Annotated in this window: 21 protein-coding genes; 16 read left to right on the top strand and 5 right to left on the bottom strand. The window is 47.8% G+C overall.

The genetic code is table 11. The annotated features are described in order from the left end of the window. Nucleotides 1–147: 147 nt before the first annotated feature. Together NG833_RS04720 and NG833_RS04715 are read left to right on the top strand one after the other, a co-directional pair. Nucleotides 148–1,980 (top strand): hypothetical protein, encoded by a 1,833-nt coding sequence (locus NG833_RS04720; RefSeq protein WP_254564153.1) that lies wholly within the window; start codon nt 148–150, stop codon nt 1,978–1,980. A 64-nt stretch (nt 1,981–2,044) separates the two neighbouring features. Further along, nucleotides 2,045–3,292 (top strand): WD40 repeat domain-containing protein, encoded by a 1,248-nt coding sequence (locus tag NG833_RS04715; RefSeq protein WP_254564152.1) that lies wholly within the window; start codon nt 2,045–2,047, stop codon nt 3,290–3,292. A 226-nt stretch (nt 3,293–3,518) separates the two neighbouring features. On the opposite strand, the gene NG833_RS04710 is transcribed toward NG833_RS04715, so the two are convergent. Then, on the bottom strand, nt 3,519–5,321 hold the full coding sequence (locus NG833_RS04710; RefSeq protein ID WP_375293879.1) for a metallophosphoesterase family protein: 1,803 nt from the start codon (nt 5,319–5,321) through the stop codon (nt 3,519–3,521). A 253-nt stretch (nt 5,322–5,574) separates the two neighbouring features. On the opposite strand from NG833_RS04710, the gene NG833_RS04705 reads away from it, so the two are divergent. Then, nucleotides 5,575–6,321, top strand: a complete 747-nt coding sequence (locus NG833_RS04705; RefSeq protein ID WP_254564150.1) for a sucrose-phosphate phosphatase — start codon at nt 5,575–5,577, stop codon at nt 6,319–6,321. Here NG833_RS04705 and NG833_RS30315 read toward each other — a convergent pair. After that, nucleotides 6,298–6,426: a hypothetical protein gene (locus tag NG833_RS30315; RefSeq protein WP_256555825.1), complete on the bottom strand. Its 129-nt coding sequence runs from the start codon at nt 6,424–6,426 to the stop codon at nt 6,298–6,300. The two genes, NG833_RS04705 and NG833_RS30315, sit on opposite strands and share 24 nt — an antisense overlap. On the opposite strand from NG833_RS30315, the gene ruvA reads away from it, so the two are divergent. The 4 genes from ruvA (at nt 6,425) to aroF (ending at nt 9,397) form a co-directional block, all read left to right on the top strand. Then, the gene (gene ruvA, locus NG833_RS04700) at nt 6,425–7,054 is read left to right on the top strand and encodes a Holliday junction branch migration protein RuvA (protein ID WP_254564149.1); all 630 of its coding nucleotides are present in this window, start codon (nt 6,425–6,427) and stop codon (nt 7,052–7,054) included. The two genes, NG833_RS30315 and ruvA, sit on opposite strands and share 2 nt — an antisense overlap. A gap of 306 nt (nt 7,055–7,360) precedes the next feature. After that, nucleotides 7,361–7,630, top strand: a complete 270-nt coding sequence (gene rpsO / locus NG833_RS04695) for a 30S ribosomal protein S15 (RefSeq protein ID WP_015151668.1) — start codon at nt 7,361–7,363, stop codon at nt 7,628–7,630. 17 nt (nt 7,631–7,647) lie between these two features. After that, nucleotides 7,648–8,115, top strand: coding sequence for a PAM68 family protein (locus NG833_RS04690; protein WP_254564148.1), 468 nt, complete (start codon nt 7,648–7,650; stop codon nt 8,113–8,115). A gap of 217 nt (nt 8,116–8,332) precedes the next feature. After that, the gene (gene aroF, locus NG833_RS04685) at nt 8,333–9,397 is read left to right on the top strand and encodes a 3-deoxy-7-phosphoheptulonate synthase (RefSeq protein ID WP_254564147.1); all 1,065 of its coding nucleotides are present in this window, start codon (nt 8,333–8,335) and stop codon (nt 9,395–9,397) included. A gap of 91 nt (nt 9,398–9,488) precedes the next feature. Here the strand turns inward: aroF and NG833_RS04680 are convergent, their stop codons facing one another. From NG833_RS04680 to NG833_RS04670, 3 genes are all read right to left on the bottom strand, one after another. After that, nucleotides 9,489–10,613 (bottom strand): hypothetical protein, encoded by a 1,125-nt coding sequence (locus NG833_RS04680; protein WP_254564146.1) that lies wholly within the window; start codon nt 10,611–10,613, stop codon nt 9,489–9,491. Nucleotides 10,614–11,136: 523 nt separating this feature from the next. Next, a complete protein-coding gene (locus NG833_RS04675; protein WP_254564145.1) occupies nt 11,137–12,279 on the bottom strand; it encodes a HetZ-related protein 2 in 1,143 nt (380 codons plus the stop codon). A 631-nt stretch (nt 12,280–12,910) separates the two neighbouring features. After that, entirely contained in the window at nt 12,911–13,234 is a 324-nt protein-coding gene (locus tag NG833_RS04670; RefSeq protein ID WP_254564144.1) for a hypothetical protein, read from the bottom strand. Nucleotides 13,235–13,625: 391 nt separating this feature from the next. Here NG833_RS04670 and NG833_RS30930 point away from each other — a divergent pair, with 391 nt between their 5' ends. The 9 genes from NG833_RS30930 to mdh all read left to right on the top strand — a co-directional run bounded on the left by NG833_RS30930 (nt 13,626) and on the right by mdh (nt 20,775). Beyond that, nucleotides 13,626–13,856 carry a transposase family protein gene (locus NG833_RS30930; protein WP_375293878.1) on the top strand — a complete coding sequence of 77 codons (231 nt, stop codon included), beginning with the start codon at nt 13,626–13,628 and terminating at the stop codon, nt 13,854–13,856. Nucleotides 13,857–14,600: 744 nt separating this feature from the next. Beyond that, nucleotides 14,601–14,771, top strand: coding sequence for a WD40 repeat domain-containing protein (locus tag NG833_RS04665; RefSeq protein WP_254564143.1), 171 nt, complete (start codon nt 14,601–14,603; stop codon nt 14,769–14,771). A 59-nt stretch (nt 14,772–14,830) separates the two neighbouring features. After that, the gene (locus NG833_RS04660) at nt 14,831–15,409 is read left to right on the top strand and encodes a Uma2 family endonuclease (protein WP_254564142.1); all 579 of its coding nucleotides are present in this window, start codon (nt 14,831–14,833) and stop codon (nt 15,407–15,409) included. A 51-nt stretch (nt 15,410–15,460) separates the two neighbouring features. Further along, a complete protein-coding gene (locus NG833_RS04655) occupies nt 15,461–16,522 on the top strand; it encodes an L-lactate dehydrogenase (RefSeq protein WP_375293877.1) in 1,062 nt (353 codons plus the stop codon). A gap of 476 nt (nt 16,523–16,998) precedes the next feature. Further along, nucleotides 16,999–17,631 (top strand): DUF6391 domain-containing protein, encoded by a 633-nt coding sequence (locus NG833_RS04650; RefSeq protein ID WP_254564141.1) that lies wholly within the window; start codon nt 16,999–17,001, stop codon nt 17,629–17,631. A gap of 109 nt (nt 17,632–17,740) precedes the next feature. After that, on the top strand, nt 17,741–18,097 hold the full coding sequence (locus NG833_RS04645) for a photosystem I reaction center subunit IV (RefSeq protein WP_254564140.1): 357 nt from the start codon (nt 17,741–17,743) through the stop codon (nt 18,095–18,097). A 3-nt stretch (nt 18,098–18,100) separates the two neighbouring features. Continuing rightward, a complete protein-coding gene (locus NG833_RS04640; protein WP_254564139.1) occupies nt 18,101–18,958 on the top strand; it encodes a DNA-formamidopyrimidine glycosylase in 858 nt (285 codons plus the stop codon). Between the two features lie 587 nt (nt 18,959–19,545). Next, nucleotides 19,546–19,761 (top strand): NAD(P)H-quinone oxidoreductase subunit O, encoded by a 216-nt coding sequence (locus NG833_RS04635; protein ID WP_254564138.1) that lies wholly within the window; start codon nt 19,546–19,548, stop codon nt 19,759–19,761. Nucleotides 19,762–19,791: 30 nt separating this feature from the next. After that, on the top strand, nt 19,792–20,775 hold the full coding sequence (gene mdh / locus NG833_RS04630; RefSeq protein ID WP_254564137.1) for a malate dehydrogenase: 984 nt from the start codon (nt 19,792–19,794) through the stop codon (nt 20,773–20,775). Nucleotides 20,776–21,177: the final 402 nt, after the last annotated feature.

Raw genomic sequence — 21,177 nt, 5'->3', positions numbered from 1 at the left:
TTGGCAATGTCCATCCTATATCTATGTGATCCATCAGTCCTGTATCTATTGAAGGCGATACCGAGGTCCTAGGCTAAAGGTATGGGAAACCATTAGCATAACAATAGATGCCGATATGGGCGATCGAATTTCTGGCGGATAGAAAGCATGGATACGGTATTTTGTGGTGCGTCTAAATGTCCGGTGTGTGGCACTGAATATGTACAGGGGGAACAGACATTCTGCCCAACCTGTGGGTGGGATGTAACGTTGAATCCCCCCTTAATGCCTGGGGAGTTGTCCGAAGCCAATTCTCCCGGTGATGGGACCAAACTATTTTGGGCGCGAAACGTCTGGGCGCTGGTTCAGGAACGCGACTCAGCTGTTAAACAGTTAGAGTGGAAGTTAGCCGACATTGAAGGACAGTTATCTAAGGTTTGGGAACGCTTAGATCGGGCGGGGAAAGAACGAATTAATGTTCAAGAAAAGGTCGATCGCCTGTTAGTTGAGCGGGAGGAAGTCCGCCAACAGGGCGCTCGCCTCGAAGTGGAGATTAACCATGAGCGTCAAGAACGCCTAGCTAGGCAGCAAGAGTTAGAGACTCAACTGAATGAAGTATTTTCTCAGTTACAACAAAGCAATGGCGATCGGCCCCAATTTTCTCAACCCCTTCATCCGATTCAATCGAACAGCAATCCTATGATAGAACCCCAGGATTTAAAAGAAATGTTGGCCGTCCTCCAGCAAGAAATAGCGCGGTTGAAGCCACCACAAGACGCTGAATCATTTCAGGAAATCCAGGATTTAAGAGACCAGTTAAATGAGTCAAAATCAGAACAATTAAAGTTAACTAACAAACTGGTTTCCGAACAGAAAAAAACTACGGATTTGCAACAAAAAATTAAAGAATTAACCGCTGAAATAGAGGCTAAAGGTCGCCACGATAGGGCAGCAGAATTTGAATCAGAAATGGTTAACTTATTGATTTCCTCCTTGGCCGATCCATCGGAAGCCGTCCAGCGATGGGCTTATGCGTTGCTTAAACGGAGTCATTTGCCCAAAGCAAAAATGGCCATAGAAGATTATCAACCCTATCGGTTTTTCCGCTGCTTACAAGTCGTAGAACATCAAAAAGCTGTGCGAACGTTGGCGATTGACCCGAATGGAAATTTTTTGGTCAGTGGCAGTAATGATAAAACGGTCAAAATTTGGGAAATCAACACGGGAAAGCTGATTAAAACCGGAATCGGTCACACGGGTTCGGCGATCGCCTTGGCAATTTCCCCCAATGGCGAACTCTTTGCCAGTGGCAGTGGAGACAATACCATTAAACTCTGGGAACTCAAAACCGGCAAACTCCGTTTCACCCTGCGAGGACATACAGGATGGGTGAATGCCTTGGCATTTCATCCTAAAGGAAATATGCTGGTGAGTGGGGGTGCGGATAAAACAATTGCCTTATGGAATTTGGACACCCAGGAATTAATTGGGACCTTTTACGGACATACGAGTACCGTGCGATCGCTCTCTATTAGTCCCCAAGGAAATACCCTGATTAGTGGGGGAAATGATAATATGATTAAAATTAGAAACTTACTCACCGGAGAATTACTCCATACCCTTACGGAACATACCGGATCCGTCTGTTCTGTTGCCATTAGTCCCGATGGCAATCTCTTAGCTAGTGGGAGTAATGATACCACTTTGCGCCTCTGGAATGTCGGCACTGGCAAACTTTTGTACACCCTGGCGGATCATTCCAGTGGGGTGACTTCTGTTTCCATTTCCCAAAATAATATGATGGCCAGCAGTTCCGATGATGGGACCATTAAAATCTGGGATTTAGAACAAGCGCGACCCATTCACACCATTCCTCCCTTGAAAACGACTCACGGAAATGAAGGGTATATGTTATGCAGCGCCATCGGTCCCAACGGAGATAAAATTGTCACGGGGTTTGACGGGGGTAAAATTAAAATCTGGGGAATTGGTGACCATTAATTCCTATTCCATCAGAAGTTAGGTTGGATTAACTCAGTTGTGTTGCCCGTCTATCTAAGCCATTATGTCTAACTGTCCGATTTGTCAAGCTGAATTTACCAAAGGAGAATGCGATCGCTGTCCTAAATGTGACTGGGATTTGACCCCCTATCCGGCATCAGTTACCCCGGATATTCGACCGATTATTTTATCAAAAGAACGGGCAAAAGTCGCTTGGGCAAAACGTCTCTGGGCAACCTTGCGATCGCAGCAGGACGAACTCAGAAGCGCCAGCAATCTGATTCAGCAACTAGAACAAGAAACCCAAATTCTTCAGTCTCATTTGACCCAGGTTTCCTCTTCCTTCAATCCTCATGCCTCTCCCGAGTCCCCAAATTTGCACGCCACACCCGTCTCCCCTGTCGAAGTTTTAAAAACTCCCGGCATGGAATGCCACACCACCCTAAGCGGCCATTTTCGCGCCGTCAGTGCGATCGCCTTAGATGCCGAGGGTCAACTCCTCGCTAGTGGCAGTTGGGACAAAACCATTAAACTCTGGAACCTCAAAACCGGCGAAGAACTTCTCACCCTCACCGGCCATTCTTACCCCGTTAATTCCGTGGCACTCAGTTACAATGGCTGGACTTTAGCGAGTGGCAGTAATGATAAAACCGTCAAACTTTGGAAAGCCCAAACCGGACAACCTTTATTCACCAAAACCGGACATCAACAATGGGTCAATGCCGTCACTTTCAGTCCCGATGGTACCCTACTTGCCAGTGGCAGTCTCGACCAAACTATTCGCCTCTACAATGGCATCACAGGACAAGAAGTGGTCACCTTAACCGGACATTTAGCGGCAGTCACTTCCCTGGCAATTAGTCCCAATAATCGCATTTTAGCCAGTGGCAGTTTAGATAAAACTATTAAACTCTGGAATGTAGAAACATCAGAAGAATTTCCCCCGTTATTGGGACATTCCGACGGTGTGACTGCCGTGGGGATATTTCCCGATAATTTAACCTTAGCCAGTGGCAGTTTAGATAAAACCATTAAACTCTGGGATATCAAAACAGCCACCGAGATTTGCACCTTAACTGGACATGGCGATCGCATCAATAGTATTGCCATCAGTCCCGCCGGAAAAATGCTAGTTTCTGCCAGTTCAGACCACACCCTGAAACTCTGGGACCTGAGAAGCAGACAGGAAATTCAAACCTTAACCGGACATTCCGATAGTGTCAATGCCGTTGCCATGACTGCCGATGGTAAAATGCTAGTCAGTGGCAGCAGTGATAAAACCATTAAAATTTGGAAAATGCCGGATTCTTGAAGTGAAGAGGGCCAGTGATTGTCAAAACCGTTTTCTAGTCCCCTTGCCGTAGGGTGAGAAACCGGGTTTCTTGACCCAATTTAGGTCAAAATGCAAAAGTTATTTCAGAAACCCGGTTTCTGGTTCCCTTGCAGTAAGTTGAGAAACCGGGTTTCTTACCCAAATTTAGGTCAAAATGCCACAATTTTTGCAGAAACCCGGTTTCTGGTTCCGTGTTTTGGGCAGATTATTTTAACTTAAACTCATCAAATTTAACCACTGGCGCACTGGGGTTTCGCGCATCAAAACGGTAACTACTGACAATCCCCGTATTCGTTTCAAAAATACTAAAGGCAGAGATATCATTACTGGCAATATAGGGTAACGGTTGACCCTGGTCATCTAGCAGGGGAGCCAGGGTGGGAATAACCGGATCTAAGCCATTGGGATCGCCCGTGGCGATATATGTTTCTTGATAATCTTCCGGCACTTCTCGGGGATTATTTTCATCATGTGCCCCGTAACTGTTCCCCACATTAGAGGTTTCCAAAAAGTGCATTCCACTGGGACTGACGAAGCGATTCCATAGGTGAGAATGTCCGTAAAAAACCAACTGGACTCCCGCTGATTCTAGTAAGGGCAAGACATCCCGAATAATATAATCTTGGTCTTGGGGATATTCATAGCGCACTGCGATCCGCCCAATCCCATCGGATTCTAACCGTTGCACGGGGTTGGTATAAGGCGGAACCACATTTCCTCCCAGGGAATGGGGGGGATGATGAAACATGACAATTTTATATTTGGCTTCGGTAAAGTCGGAACTGGCTAACTCTTGTTCCAGCCATTGATATTGGGGACTGCCTGGAGTAATGGGTTCAAATATATGTTGTCCATATCCCCATTTTTCCGGTTGAGTTAAATGATCCGCCCGTTCTCGATATCGGCCTTTAGTTTTGGGGCCGAGATTGGGATTGCGCCAGATATTGGTAATATATAACACAACTAACCGCACATCGCCGAAGGAGACGGCGTAATAATTTTTTCCTTCAGCATTGGGAAGGTTAAAGATTTCATTAAAGGTTGTGGTATTAAAGGAATTATCAATCAACCAGCGATCGCGCAATACCGGAGACGCTTCAGGATTGATTTCTTCAATCTTTTCCTCGTACAGGCGATGGGCAATCTCCCGGGGAAAAGCATCGATAAACTGCTCATATAAATCTTTTTCTGTAGAAAAACGACCCATCACTTCATGATTGCCAACGGTGGGAAATAGGGGGGCGTGTTGAATAATCTCACCCCCGGTATGAACCTGTTCTCCCGACTCAGATTTAAAGTTATACTGAGCGCGACCTTGCAGGACGGGAAAGAAGGCATTTCCCCGGTTATCATCAAACCATTCCGAAGCGCGATCGGGAATATTGATTAAATCACCGGCATGAAACACCGCATCAACTCGTCCGACGGTTTCGACGACTTTCTGTAAATTCGCTGCTGTCATCGGCATTAACTGATGATCGGACGTGAGCAAAATTTTCAAATCAGTCCCAGGTTCCGGGTTGGCTGCCAGGGTGAAGCGATCGCCCTTAATTTCCACCTGGTCCTCCCGCACACTGGTCACCCAATAGGGGACCCGCACCCCAGGGGTTAATCCAGTAATCTCCGCTTCATGCCGCCAAATCTCTCGGACTATCGGATTCGGATACACCGTTCCGTCTTCGGTTTGACTCCCAAAACGCGATCGCCTATCCTCCCGAGTCCGACTCAGTTTTGTCGTAGTCGCCCCCACCACATTCTCCCCATTTTCCCCATATTCGACCCGATGCTGAATCCCCGCAAACTCCGTAAACCACACCACCTGCACAGAATTGGCGGTGGGAAATTGCAGAAACGGATCCGTTAAAAGTTGGGGCGGAAATACCATGAGACTCAACCAAGGTGACAGGAGGACCAGACAGAGGGAACCGAAAAACAGCAGAATCAACAACCAGAGTTTGCGCGGGGTGCCGATCGCCGATTGTAAAGCTTCCGGTGGGGGAGTCAGCATCATTGGGGTTAAAAGAGGCGAGAAGAATCTCTAGGAATAGTAACAGGCAGTCTAACCCATCCACCGAAAAGCATTAAAGACGCGATCGCGATCGCCCCGATAGTTTTCTCAATCTGACTTCCATCGGGCTTCCAGCAGCCTGGAACTGCCAGTTTTTCGTTGAAGGAGAACCCAATTTCTACCCCCTGGACTTTGACAAGCTGCGATCGCCACGAAACAATAAACCACTAGATACCATAACCTAGAGGAAAACATGAGTCAGTTTTTATTCATAACCGATTTAGATCATACTTATGTCGGGGACGATGCAGCCTTGGCTACACTTCAGGAGGCACTGAGTCAGCATCGCCAAACTTATGGGACAAAAATTGTCTATTCCACCGGGCGATCGCCTGCACTCTACCAGGAACTCCAACAAGAAAAGCAACTCATCCAACCCGATGCAGTCGTTACCTCCGTTGGCACCGAAATCTATACCAATGGCATGGAAGCGTATGACTCCGAATGGGCGGATATTCTCTCGGATGGGTGGGACCGCGATCGCATCCTGGCGACTGCGGGTCATTTTTCTGACTTACTGTCCCAACCGGACTCGGAACAGCGCCCCTTTAAAGTCAGTTATTTCCTGTCCGAGGATGTCGCCCCTGATTTACTCCCCCGGTTAGAATCTGCTTTAAAAGACCGTTCATTAGAGGTCCGGTTGATTTACAGTGGGGGCAAAGACCTAGATATTTTACCCCTCAAGGGCAATAAAGGATTAGCCATGCAGTTTATCCGCAACCGCTACGGCATGGAACCGGAACGAACCGTTGCCTGTGGGGACTCGGGGAATGATATCGCCCTGTTTGAAGTGGGAGAAGAACGGGGGATCATCGTGGGGAATGCCCGACCCGAATTGCGGACCTGGTATGAAGAACATCGCCAGGATAGTCTTTATTTTGCCCAAGCATCCTGTGCCGGTGGTATATTAGAAGGCTTAAAACATTTTGAGTTCTTGTAAACTCAACGGTTGAGGGTGGAGGAGCGATCGCCCTTGAACCTCTCCACTCTCAACCAGGACCCGGGAATCAGACCTTAACCGCATCACAAGGATATCTAATTGCATGATCGGCTATCTCAAAGGCACTGTGGCAGGGGTTCAAAAAAATAGCGGAAATCGAGTTTTCCTAACCTTAGAGGTGAATGGGGTGGGGTATGACTTGCAAATTAGCCCCCGGACGATCCGACAGTTACCGGCAGTCGGGGAAACGTTGCAGATGTTTACCCATCTCCAGGTTCGGGAGGACCAGATGGTTTTGTATGGGTTTGCGTCTCATGCTGAACGGGAATTGTTTCGGCAATTAATTGCCGTGAGTGGGATCGGGACTCAGTTGGCGATCGCGCTGTTGGATACTCTTGAGTTGAACGAATTGGTCCAGGCGATCGTCACCAGTAATACTGCCATCCTCGCCAAAGCGCCAGGGGTGGGGAAAAAGACAGCGGAACGGATTGCGTTAGAACTGAGAACCAAACTGGCGCAATGGCGGAGGGAATCTGGGGTGAGTGCTACTCCAGCAATGGGAATTAAACCGGCATTGCAAGAGGATGTGGAGATGACTTTATTGGCGATCGGATATAGCAGTAGCGAAGTCATGGAATCGTTAGAGGCGATCGCCCAAACCGGCCAATTATCCAACGAGGACCCGGTAGAAGAGTGGATCCGACAGGCGATCGCCTGGTTAGCCTCCCAATAACAAAGAGACCTCTCCCTAAATCCCTCCCCTCAGAGGAGAGGGACTTTGAGAACTCTCCCTTCCAGACCTACAAAAATTAGACAATCTTCCCATCTCCCAACACAAAGAGATCTCTTTTCAAAGCCCCTCCCCTCCGAGGGGAGGGGTTTGGGGAGAGGTTTCTTCCAGCACTAAAATTCCTCCATCCTCCCCATCTCCCCATCCTCCCTATCTCCCCCATCTCCCCAACCTCCCCACCTTCCCCATCTCCCCAAGTCATGTTAAGATTGTGAATTGCCGCGTTTATAGTAGTAAAGCCAAAAAGCAATGACCCTGACGCAAGAGCGCAAACACGAACTCATCAACGAATATCAAATCCATGAGACCGACACCGGATCGGCAGATGTGCAAGTGGCCATGTTGACCACTCGGATTAACCAACTCAGTGCACACCTGAAAACCAACAAAAAAGACCACTCCTCCAGAAGAGGATTGTTGAAAATGATTGGTCAGCGCAAGCGCTTATTGGCCTATATTTTGAAACAAGACCAAGCCCGTTATCGCGCTTTGATTACCCGCCTCGGGATTCGGGGTTAGACCCAACACAAAAGCCAATGTCACAGGAACCCCAACGAAATCGGTTACCGTTTGAGCCCAAACGGAAAAAACCGGCCAAAAACAACTCAACCCCCAAGGCATCCGAAACTCCAGTCTCTGGAAAACCGGAGAAAACCGCTCGTCGTCCGATGTCCAAAGAAGAACGGGCCATTCCCGAAGTGGTCAGCCAACGTATGGTGAGTCGGATGGCAATCTTGTGCGGGGTTCCGACTGCTTTGGGGATGTTTACATTTATCGCCAGCTATTTTGTGATCACGGGGGACTTGTTCCCCTTGCCTAATTTCGCCGTGGTCCTAGTGAGCATGGGCTGCTTTGGACTCGGCGTGATCGGGCTAACCTACGGCGTCCTTTCGGCATCTTGGGATGAAGAGAGCCCCGGAACCCTGTTAGGTTGGCAGGAGTTTACCACCAATTTGGGCCGGATGAACGCAGCGAGGCGAGAGGCGAAGCAAAAAAGTCAGTAGTCATTAGTCATTGGTCATTTGTCATTTGTTGTTTGAGGGAGAACCAAGGACAAGTGACCGATGCTTGAGTTTGAGGATTATAGGGCGATCGGCGATCGGCTGCTCTTTAGCGAAGTGCTGAACCTTGCTAGAAAGAAGCCATCACTTAGGAAGAGCCGATCGCCGACGAGAGCCGTTAAAAAGTCTGTACAAAAGCAAATAAGCCCCGTAACATACCATGATCATTGTAATGAAGGTCGGCACACCTGAAGCCGAAATTGACCGCCTCAGTGCAGAATTGACCGACAATTGGGGTCTGACCCCGGAGAAAATTGTCGGTCGCTATAAAGTCGTGATTGGACTCGTGGGGGATACGGCAGACTTGGATCTGCAACAACTCCAGGAAATGAGTCCGGCGATCGAACAAGTCCTGCGAGTAGAACAGCCCTTTAAGCGCGTCAGTCGGGAATTCCGCCACGGCGAAGCTTCAGAAGTCGTGGTGAATACCCCGAATGGTCCGGTTCACTTTGGGGAAAGCCATCCCATCGTGGTGGTCGCAGGACCCTGTTCTGTGGAAAACGAGGAGATGATTGTTGAGACGGCCCGCCGAGTCAAAGCGGCTGGGGCCAAGTTTTTGCGAGGCGGCGCATTTAAACCCCGCACCTCGCCCTATGCGTTCCAAGGACATGGGGAAAGTGCCTTAGAGTTACTCGCCAAAGCGCGGGAAGTGACGGGGTTGGGAATTATTACCGAACTGATGGATGCGTCAGATTTGGATATGTTAGGCGAAGTTGCCGATGTCATCCAAATTGGGGCTCGGAATATGCATAATTTTTCCCTGTTAAAGAAAGTCGGTGCTCAGGATAAGCCGGTTTTACTCAAACGGGGAATGTCTGCCACCATTGAAGAGTGGTTGATGGCAGCGGAGTATATTTTAGCCGCAGGCAATCCCCGGGTGATTTTGTGCGAACGAGGAATCCGGACTTTTGATCGGCAGTACACCCGGAATACTTTGGATTTATCGGTGATTCCAGTGCTGCGGAAACTGACTCACCTACCGATTATGATTGATCCCAGTCATGGAACGGGTTGGTCGGATCAGGTGCCTTCGATGGCACGGGCGGCGATCGCAGCAGGAACCGATTCTCTGATGATTGAAGTCCACCCAACGCCGAATAAAGCCCTTTCTGATGGACCCCAATCCCTCACCCCCGATCGCTTCGATCGCCTGATGGGAGAAGAGTTGGCCGTCATTGGCAAAGCCGTCGGTCGCTGGACGGTTCCCACCCCCGTCTTAGCGTAAAGGGCTATTCCCTCTGGGAAAACTAGCCTAAAGTAGGGGCAGACAATCATACTGCCCCTACATCCGATCCGGGGATCTCCCTTAATTTGTATCAGTCCAACTTCTCCTTATGCTCGTCCAGTGCTTTCAGTTGAGCTAACTGTTCATCCACTTGCCGAATTAACTGGTTGAGCGCTGGCAGTGCATCTAACTTCCCTAACGATAGATCGGGAAGTTTACTGGCGCGATCGCGCAATTCATCCACTTTCCGCTGAAGTTGTAGCGCTAGTCGCAAGGCATCCCGACTTAAATCCTCCACCTGCTGCTGCTTGTAAAACTTTAAAGCCGCCCCCCGTAACACTTGCAGGGTTGCTCGTTCCCCTTCAGTTCCCGGCATTACCCGCAAGCGTAATAATAAATCTTCTTTGTTATAGCGCCGTTCAATTTCCACCTGTCTCGGTTTTTGGAGGGGAATTAACGGCAAATGTGCCAATAGCTTGAGTTCGTTCATCACCCCCCCAAACAGGGACAGTTCCAACCCATCCATCACCGACTGCACCACCCCATCCTGACTCCAGAGAATTCGCCCATGTTGGGATTGGCGCTCGAAATAAAGCCGCCCGATACCCCCTTCTAAAATTCGCCCTAATAACTCCTGTAAAAGCTCCTTGGGGGGTAAATTTGCCAGTTCATCCAGAGGAGAGTGAGGTTGAGAGGCACTCACTTGCAACACGGGTACTGCCGCCCCTGGTAACATCGGTGCCGAGTGAGGTGGGGGTAAGCTCGGGCGATCGCTGTTAGCGGAATGGGGATGGGGCGGGGGGAGCACATCGTTCCGAGAATGCACTGCCACCGAGGAAACATGGGAGGGATTCGACACAGGAGGCATCGGCGGGGCGGGAACGTGACTCCCCGGGGTATGAGGTGCAGCCGATGCCTTTTTCTTCCCCGTGTGCATATAGTTTAAATAGGCACTGAGCATCGAGCGGTGAATCTCCGTAGAGATCTTCTCTGATACCAGAGAACACCTCATATATCCTAGAATGCGGCGGACATATTCCAAGGCGGCAGAATCTTCGGGATCGACCATACCCAGGTGGAGACGGCTCCCTTTAATGGACAACGGTAACACCTCATGATACAGGCAGGCTTCAAAAGGCAACAGGTTGTCAATTAGCTGGAAGATTTGCTCGGAATCCATTTGTGCTGCCCAGTTAGTGACGGTTTTGGTTTGCATTGGTGAAAGGACTCGGTGCTGTTGTGTTCAAAACAAAGAAAACCCACAATCGTGACACCAATGACCCAAGGTTGTCAGGGTGGGTCCCACTCCTGACTATCCAAGTTAAAGAAATGCTGGCGGGTTATTCATATTTTCTGGCTTGATCGCCCGACAAGTCAAGTCCCATACCACGCCGGAGTGTACACTTCCCAACAAGGTAGCCAAGAATCACACCCTGTGTCAAATTTTGAGTACAATTGGCAAGTTTTCAACGGATTGAGATGCACCCAGTTATTTCCTCAATTCCAGTGATTCCGCTGCCGGGATTAACTTGCGTCACCAGTTACACCTGGGGTGAGGAATATTAGGAGAAAGATTCGCTAAAGTTGGACAAATTGGGGATAAGGCTGTCACACTTATCGGCCTCTCAACTCTCATTCAATGCACCAGAAATCAAGGGACAGCGGTAGTCCGGGTGAGTTGATTTAATATTCTTCTTGTAAAGTAACACTTTTCCGAAGAAAAAGTTAACAAGGTTTAATCAGCCATCGGGTTCCGAACGGCTATTTCGGAGGGATTGAGCCGCTAAATAAAGTTGGGTCCATTCTCCTAATACTTGAGAAAGTTTGAGACCTTGCTTTTGGGCGATCGCCTCTAGGGATTGTCCCTGCTTGAGTTGATTGAGAAGTTGTTGCTGCTCTGGGGTGAGGGTTTGATAAAATTGTTCCCACTGCGTCGAGGTTAGACCGAACCCGTGGTCTTGTAAGCTAATTTGTAGCCAGTTGGCGACTAACTCCGGTTCGATTTTCAGGGAAAAGACACGGATGGCATGGTAGCTGACTTTTTCCCGCAAGCGATAGACTTGCTTAACGGGTAAATTTAGACCCTTGGCGATCGCATCTTGGGAGCAACCTTGAAGATACAATCGCAACCAATCTGCGGCAATGGGATCCACATTTTTCGCCAAATAGTCGGCAAACTCCTGTTGGACATTTTGTCGTAAGAGTTGTTGTTCTTCCCAGGCGATCGCATCTTGCGCGTTGGCGATCGCCTGAGCATCCAACAAACTAATCGACCCCTCGGACTCATCGGATCCAATTTCATCAGAAACCAGCCGAATCAATTCCGCCTCCGGCACCTGAGTTAACCCCCCACGTTGGGACCTCCGCAGATAGTTAAAAAACCGATACGCCAGCAAGGGTTGATTTCGGACCGGACGTAAGCAATATTCTTCAATGGTTGCCAACAACAGCGCATTTCTGACCCGCGAGGTTTGGGTGGATTTACCAATCCAGGCAATTTGCTGCTGCATATAGCGATCGCGTTCACACAACTCCTGGATCACTTCCTGGACCACATCCACAACAGTCCGCTGGCGATCGCGACTCAGAGCCACCCAGGTTTTAATCTTATTCCGGAGTAAGACCAACGAAGACAACCGTCGGATTAAATTCGTATAAGCTCGTTCCGGCGACACCCCGAGGACCCTCAGCAAAATCCGATAGCGATAGTCCATCGCCGAACGGATGATTTCTAGCTTTTCTGGCGTCAGGGCCTCAAACCGATCCGGATCCTCCCCCAACAGCCATTGCACGATACTCTCGTGGGTGCTGGCTGGATGCTCTGGACAATCCTGGGATAGGCGCGATCGCCACTCTTGCGCCAGTTTTTCTGCCAACGTCATGATTACTCCTCACCTCTAACACGCTTCCCACTCTTACCGATTCTAAGCTCATCCTGAAGCCACGGCGAGGGTCTGCGGTCCTAATCCTTCCCAACATTGCACCTCACGCCATCCCGACACCGATTCCTCATCCTCCAACTTTTTAACCCTTCATCCCCTCCGTACTCATAAGGATCCATCTGGTCTACTACTTTATTGTTGCACTCATGGCGATTTTTCACGGGTTACATCCGGGCCCTAACAGGTCCTAGGAGGCCCGGATTCAACTCCCAGAGACAACAATACCTTCACCAATTTAATGGTCACTGGCCTCTGATGAATGTTGATGGATACAGCCGACCGACTGGATAAGCGTTTCAAAATCTGACCCAATAAAACTGGGTCAGGTTTTTCCTTAAGCAGTTTTATCGTTTCTTGAAGCATAGCCATAACCTCTACATTGACTTTTGAGATCCAGAACACTGCACAGAGGCCCCTTCTGGGTGACCTTTAACAGATAATGGGATAAATTCACCATAAAAAATGAAAGATTGGCCGCATCAGTCACCCCGGTCTCCTTCACATTCATAAACTCTTCTAATCCCCAAAATTGTTTGGCATCTCTAAAGTTAAATTTTATTTCAAATCCTAGTCAATAATCATCAATTCTCTCCCCATAACTTAAGTCTAAATCTCTGGAGAATAAAATGACATGGCTGTGGCTTGAAGTCCCCTGGTTGGTCTTGACTATAATCACCACATTCAAAGATTGAGCAATTTTTTTGTGAAGCAGAGTAGTTTGATAAATCTCTGTCGTAATTTTTTTCAAATACTCAGCGGTAATTTGCCCAACCTGAAGATTGAGTCGATACTTGCCGTTAGTTTTTTGTTCTGAATCTGAGGATTTACAAGAAAAATATAAACCCGAGTCTTCGCGCAATTTAGGAATCAACTTAAACTTCAATTGACGAGCCATTTTTAATGCGTTATTACCCCCCTCAAATCTCCGTTCACCAATAAATACTTAAAAGAGAAAAATTGATTTACACAGACCAATAATCGAGCAATTGCTTCCTTAGCAAAAGGCGAAGCGGGCCTCAATGAGTCCCGAGTATATGCTCACTTTCCTTGCCCCAGGTCTCGTCACGTAGCATAAGTTCTCGATATTTTTCTTGCGCTTATCCTGCAGTGGGAGTGTTGATAAAACTATCAAAATTAGACATCTCAAAAAATTACAGTATCTGCCATAACAAGAGTTACTTTTATTTTTTTTGTTTTGCCATCAGCGTAATTCTAAAATATATTGAAGAACACCCCGAATTAACCCAGATGCTTATAGGAATAACTTACGATAAGTTACAAGACTTGTGGAGGGAAGCGGACATTGTACACCTCCGAAAAAAGCGGAGGCCGACCGATTAAAAACCACCAAGAATGTCAAAAAGGCGGGTCGTAAAATCACGTTACCTATTCAAGAACAAATTCTTCTAACTTTGGTTTATCTTGACCAACATCCTTCGTTCCTGTATCTGAAAGTTCAATTTGGAGTTTGTGAATCTACAGCTAACATCATCTTTTGGTATTGTATGCCAATTTAACTGAATTATTACCCCTCATTATTTTAGAATAGGTCAAAAAAAAGTGGGAGACCAAGAAGTATTGAAAGAAATACTCACTCTTCATGACTTAACAGTAAATAGCACGGAACAACCCATAGAACGGTCTACTGACAACCCAGACTAAAAAGAATATTTCTCAGCAAAAAAGAAAAACTACACCCTCAAAAATCAATTAATTGTTATCCCTAAATAGCAAGATATTGTGGATGAAACAATTAAAAAAAGGCAAGTTAGTGATATTAAAATAGAGAACATAAAAAGAAGTTCGACCCCAATCAAAAGTTTAAAGGGGACAAGGCTTACGTCGGAGTATTTCAAATGTCTACTCCTCATACATGAAAAACTTAACCATCAAAAACTAAGTCTCGAACAGAAAGAGGAAAATAAAATCTTTTCAGCTAACCTAATTCTTGTAAAACTTTTAATGGAACAACTAAAAATATTTTGGATTACTACCAAAAGATTTAGGCTTATACGCTCAAATTATGAGTCGGTAATTTCTACCGTATGTGGTTGGGTAAGATTGCGAATAGGAACCCTAATTTAACCTAACTAAACTTTAAAACTTTTTAACTGCATATACCGACTAATGAGCAAGGATAATTTGGTGATTTTTAACTTAAATATCCTCAAACCCCTACATTCTCGTAAAAAATAAATGCAGATGAAAAGTAATTGTTTATCCTATAATCCTTGCCAGGTAATATTTTGGGAATTTTGGAGATGTCTATTTGGAATCTGACAACCGGGGAACTGCTGGATACGCTCACTGAGCATACTGAATCGGTGGAATCTCTCGCCTTTACTCCTGATGGACGAACTCTGGTTCATGGTAGTGGAGGGGTTTGGACTGCGAATGGTGACAACAGCATCAAGATTTGGCGGTTACAATAAATAACCGTAAGGCTCTATTTGTTTAGTATCTACATCAATTATCAGGTAAATGATTAACGATGTTCACTGAAACGGATAAAAAATATTATACTCCCGAAGAATACCGGGTATTGGAAGAACAGGCGGATTATAAAAGCGAATACCGCGATGGAGAAATTGTACCCATGACAGGGGAGGCTACTCATCAGAATGAATTGGCGTTAACCTTAGCTGCTTTACTCAAACTGAAACGCAGAACACAAAACTATCGGGTTTATATGGGTAATGTTCGGCTGTGGATTCCTCGCGATCGCCAATACACCTCTCCCGATGTGATGGTGATTGGTGGCGAACCGATTTATACGGATACGGGAACGACCACTGTTACGAATCCATTGCTGATGGCGGAGGTTTTATCGAAGTGTACGGAAAATTATGACCAAGGCGATAAATTTATGTATTATCGCTCAATACCGGAAATGTGGGAATATTCGTTAATTGAACAAACTCGGTTTTATGTGATTCAATATTATAAAATTGAGAAGCATAATTGGATGTTAACGGAATGGGAAAGTGAAGCAGCAGGGGTGCGGTTGAAACTTGTTCATTTTGAGCTGTCTTTGGGTGAACTTTATGAAGGGGTTGAGTTTAAGGGATGATTAAAAATAAGATGAATTTAACTTAATCTTTAACCAACGGTCTAAACTTTTTTGCAGAATAGCGAATTACCCTTTATCCTAGGACAGGTGAATGTCAGTTTAGGGAATCGTTCGATGTTTGAACAGTTATTTACGGAATTTACCGATCGCGATCGCACCGTCCAAAGCAGTCGTCGTCCCCTCAAAGGCGTGATTATTGGTACAGGTCAGGTGGGAATGGCTTGCGCTTATTCCATGTTAATCCAAAATACCCTGGATGAGATGCTCTTGGTAGATGTCAACCAAGAAAAACTCCAAGGGGAAGTCATGGACTTACTCCACGGATTACCCTTCATCGACCCCACGGGAATCCGTTCCGGTACTTTGGCCGAAAGTGATGACCCAGATATCGTCATTATAACCGCTGGAGCAAAACAACAACCCGGGGAAACTCGTTTAGATTTGCTCAATCGCAATGTACAGATTTTCAAAAAATTGATTCCGGATATTGTCCAATATTGTCCTCATGCGATTCTGCTGTTGGTGACAAATCCGGTGGATATTATGACTTATGTCACCCTGAAGTTATCAGGGTTTCCCTGTAACCGAGTTTTGGGTTCGGGTACGGTTCTGGATACGGCCCGATTTCGGTACTTGTTGGCGAATCAATTACAGATTGACCCGCGCAGTTTTCATGCTTATATTATCGGGGAACATGGAGATAGTGAGGTTCCGGTTTGGAGTAAGGTGAATATTTCTGGGATGAATCTGTGCAGTGGAGGAATTGAGGACTGTTCTAAAGCAGATCAAGACCGATTGCAAGGGATTTTTGACCAGGTAAAAAATGCAGCCTATGAGGTTATTAAGCGCAAGGGAGCGACCTCTTATGCCATTGGGTTAGGGGTGACGGATATTGTGAAAGCGGTGTTGAGAAATCAAAACCGGGTGTTAACGGTGAGTAGTTTGATTCATGGGGTGAATGGCATCAATGATGTCTGTCTGAGTTTGCCTGCGGTGGTGAATCGGGAGGGGGTGACTCGGGTTTTGGATTTATCTTTGACGGCGAATGAAGAAAAGTTACTGCAAAATTCGGCTACGGTGTTGAAAGAGGCGATCGCCAAGTTGGAGTTATAGGTGAGATAGAATATCTCTAACTCCTTCACCCATTTAATTGTTATAGTCGCGGCAGTAGTATATATACTGCCGCGATTGATGGGAATAACTCAAAACTGACACATATTTGTAGAACGAGTGAAGCCGATTTGTAGGGTTGATTCGCGAATCAACCCTACAAATCGGGGGTGATGAGTAAGTCCTAATAGATTATACAAAAATTTCCAAAAAAGAGACCGATCGCCTCAAAGACATCAAGACATCAAGACCGCATGAGTGAGAAACCTGGTTTTTGGCCCAAGTTGCTGTTAATGACTCCAGATTTTGTACAGAAACCGGGTTTTTGGCCCTGAGATGGAATCGGGGACCGGCATCCTGGGAGGAGAGGCGATCGCCCTCAAGATGGTCAATGGGTGAGCAAATTCGTTAAATTAAGACCAATCAACCCAAATATTTCTCAGGCCAAACCCACCCTAACTCCTTGGAGACTTAACCTCATGACTGCTACTTCTTCCCAGGCGAATCCATTTCCCTTTGATTTTGCGCCGCATCCGACTGGAGATGCCGAACTCCTGCAACAACTCGCCTTTATCCCCGGATTGAAAGAAACTTTGGCCGTGCGTCAGGTTCATGCCTTGGAACACGCCACCGTCTGGGTATTGAGCGAAACCTCCGGTGAGAGGGCCCCCGAAACCAGCCAAGCGGGGCGATCGCTGGATAACGATGGATTGGGGGGGATGTCCACCGATCGCGGATTTTATCTCTATGGTCAGGTTAACCTCCTTGACCTGCGTCGTGCGGTTCATGTCGCCCACGATCGCCTGACCCGGGGAGAATGGGACCTGGCAGTTCATCCCCGTTGTGGCACCAATCTGTCCGTGGGAATGCTGATCGCCGCCGGGTTGGCTTTTGGCATCACAATGGTCCTTCCCCGAGACCCCATCTCCCAACTCTTGGGTTTAGGAGTCGCGGCAACCGCTGCCTCTCAGGTGACCCCAGACCTCGGCATCCTAGCTCAACGCTACCTCACCACGGCCATTCCCTATAATCTGGCGATCGAAGAAATCACCCCCACCCAGGATATGTGGGGACGTTCCGCTCATTTTGTCGGGGTCCGGTGGATCGAGTAGTTAATAAAACTTAAAGATTGGAACATTCCAGAGTATCCCGTTAGAGTAGTACGCTGAGAAGCAATTCCTCTTAAACTTTTCGTTCAATTCATCAGAAGGAAAAAAACACATGGTTCAACGTGGTTCTAAAGTTCGCATTCTGCGGAAAGAGTCCTACTGGTTTCAAGAAGTTGGCACCGTTGCCACTGTAGACCAAAGCGGGATCACCTATCCCGTGATTGTTCGCTTTGACAAAGTGAACTACGCCGGAGTCAACACCAACAACTTCGGGATGAGCGAAGTTGTGGAAGTCGAAGCGCCCAAAGGTGGAAAAGCTGGGGCTGGCAAAGGTGGCACCGCAACCAAGGCTGCTGCGCGCAAAACCGGGACCGACGCCACCAAAGGCACCAAAAAGACCGCCAAACCGGAAGCCGGTGCTAGCGGTACGGTAGAAGGCGATCCCAACCAAGGAACTGAAGCCCGTTAATCGGTGCCGGAACTCCCTGAAGTTGAAACAGTGTGTCGAGGGTTAAATCAATTAACCCTCGGTACGAGTATTCTGGGTGGCGATGTTTTGCTAACGCGAACCATTGGCCACCCAGTTTCACCTAAAGATTTTTTGGAGGGAGTCCAGGGATGCGCGATCGCCTCCTGGCAACGGCGAGGCAAATATCTCCTGGCGCAACTCTCCCAATCACCGGATTCCGATGCGTCTCACCGAGGCAGTTTAGGAGTCCATCTGCGGATGACCGGACAACTGTTATGGGTCCAGCGAGAGGAACCCTTGCAGAAACATACCCGAGTGCGCCTCTTCTTCGAGGGCGACTGGGAATTGCGATTTGTAGATCAACGCACCTTCGGTCAAATGTGGTGGGTCCCCCCAAATGTCCCCACCCCCTCAATCATCACTGGATTAGCCAAATTAGGGCCAGAACCCTTTTCCCCTGAATTTTCGGTCGAATACCTGACGCGCCAACTCCACAAGCGTCAAAAAGCGATTAAAACAGCCCTCCTGGACCAAACCATTGTTGCTGGGGTGGGGAATATTTATGCCGATGAAAGTCTTTTCCTGAGTGGGATTTTGCCGACCAAGCTTTGTGCACACCTGAGTCGGGTAGAAATTGAGCGACTGCACAGGCAGATTATTGAAGTTTTGCAAACGGCGATCGCTGCCGGAGGAACCACCTTCAGCAATTTTCTCAACGTCAGCGGTGTGAATGGGAACTATGCGGGAGTCGCTTGGGTTTACAATCGCGCGGGGCAACCTTGCCGCGTTTGTGGTACTCCTCTCCATCGTCTGAAGTTGACCGGACGTTCTAGCCATTTCTGCCCCAATTGTCAGCGTTAGAGTTTGGGGAGATTGTGTTCCTGTTCGTAGTAACGACTTCAGTCGTTCTCTTCATGTTCGTAGTAACGACTTCAGTCGTTACCGCGTGACTTGGCGGATGCCAAGTCACGCACCCCTGTCCGGATCTTCCAGTTCCTTACTACGAACGGGGAAGAACGACTGAAGTCGTTACTACGAACGGGGAAGAACGACTGAAGTCGTTACTACGAACGAAGAGAACGACTGAAGTCGTTACTACGAACGGGGAAGAACGACTGAAGTCGTTACTACGAACGGGGAAGAACGACTGAAGTCGTTACTACGAACGAAGAGAACGACTGAAGTCGTTACTACGAACGAAGAGAACGACTGAAGTCGTTACTACGAACGAAGAGAACGACTGAAGTCGTTACTACGAACGGGGAAGAACGACTGAAGTCGTTACTACGAACGAAGAGAACGACTGAAGTCGTTACTACGAACGAAGAGAACGACTGAAGTCGTTACTACGAACATCCTCCCCATCCTCCCCATCCTCCCCATCTCCTGACCCCGGAAGGGATTAAAATTAGGGAGAGAAAGCGTTTTAACACAGTGCAGAGCAAGTTATGGCAGTTAAAAAAGGTAGTATGGTTCGCGCCGTTCGCGAAACGTTGGACAATAGTTTAGAAGCAAGTGCTAGTGATTCGCGCTTCCCCAGTTATATCTTTGAAACCAAAGGGGAAGTCGTAGACATGAATGGGGACTATGCCCTGATCAAGTTTGGTCAGATGCCTGCCCCGAATGTCTGGCTGCGAATCGACCAAATCGAAGAATTCAAGTAAACCCTAAACTGTTCAACGGTTGTATTAATCATGTCCTCCTCCCCCTTTTTTCCTCCCTCTTGTCAGAAGGCTCGTGTTTCCATTATTGGTGCGGGTAAAGTTGGCAGTACCCTCGCCCAACGAGTCGCCGAAAAAAATTTAGCCGATGTGGTGATGCTGGATGTCCTGGAAGGGATGCCCCAAGGGCTTGCCCTGGACTTGATGGAAGCCCGGGGGGTGGAGGGTCATGACCGGCAAATTGTGGGTACGAATGATTATGATGATACGGCGAACTCGGATATTGTGGTGATCACTGCCGGTCGTCCTCGCAAACCGGGGATGAATCGCGATGATTTGATTGAGATTAATGCCAAGATTGTTAAGACAGCAGCTAAGGAGGCAGTCGCCCGATCGCCTGAAGCCATCTTAATTGTGGTTACCAATCCCCTCGATGTGATGACCTACGTTGCCTGGGAAGCCTCGCAACTCCCCTGCCGTCGGGTGATTGGTATGGCAGGAGTCCTGGATGCGGCGCGCTTTAAAACGTTTATTTCGATGGAACTGGGGGTCTCAATCCAGGATATCAAGGCAATGGTCCTGGGAGATCACGGACAATTAATGGTTCCTCTGCCACGCTACACCACGGTGGAGGGGATTCCCCTGATGGAACTGATGGATGCTCAAACCATTGAGCGAATTGTGGAGCGCACGCGCAATGGGGGCACGGAAATCGTAGAATTAATGAAGACCGGGAGTGCTTATTTTGCTCCAGCCTCTTCGGTGAGTTTGATGATTGAAGCAATTTTGCTCGACCAGTCGCGAATCGTTCCGGCTGCGGCTTATCTTCAGGGTGAATATGGGTTACGCGATCTGTTCATCGGGGTTCCTTGCCAGTTAGGATGCCGAGGGATTACTCAGGTGTTAGAACTCGAACTGGACGAGGCAGAACGGGCGGCCTTCCAGGCTTCTGCTGAATCCGTTGCCCAGCATTTGCAGCAAGCTCACGAGATTTTATCAGGCAGCACCTCGGGTTAACTGAAGTGGGTTGGGAAATCGGGGGTTTCTACATCTTTGGAAAGAGACCTAACCCCCCAGCCCCCTTCCCTCTTAGGGAAGGGGGAGAAAGAGGGAAATTCCCCCCGTACAGCAATGAAAAAATTGGATTATTCTCCCTCTCCTCTATAGAGAGGGCCGGGGAGAGGTCAGACTGGTTTTTAGGCAAAATTGAGATGCTCCCCTATGGGAAATCGCTGTTGATGAGTAACAAATTTGGACCCGAAACCCGGTTTTTTATCCTTCTTAGGGAACTCCAAAAAATAAAACCTTCAAAAAACCCGCAGGCTCAAGCCTGGGGCTACACGGACAAAGCCCGCCTGCGCGGGCTAAAAGAGCCTTGTTAGGTGCGATCGCATCAAAGCAAGGATGATTTATTTGTTG

It is taken from the genome of Oscillatoria sp. HE19RPO (assembly GCF_024220515.1).
Lineage (GTDB): Bacteria > Cyanobacteriota > Cyanobacteriia > Cyanobacteriales > Laspinemataceae > Laspinema.
Note: the sequence above shows the minus strand (reverse complement) of the source record. Positions and strands in the feature narration are given on the sequence as shown.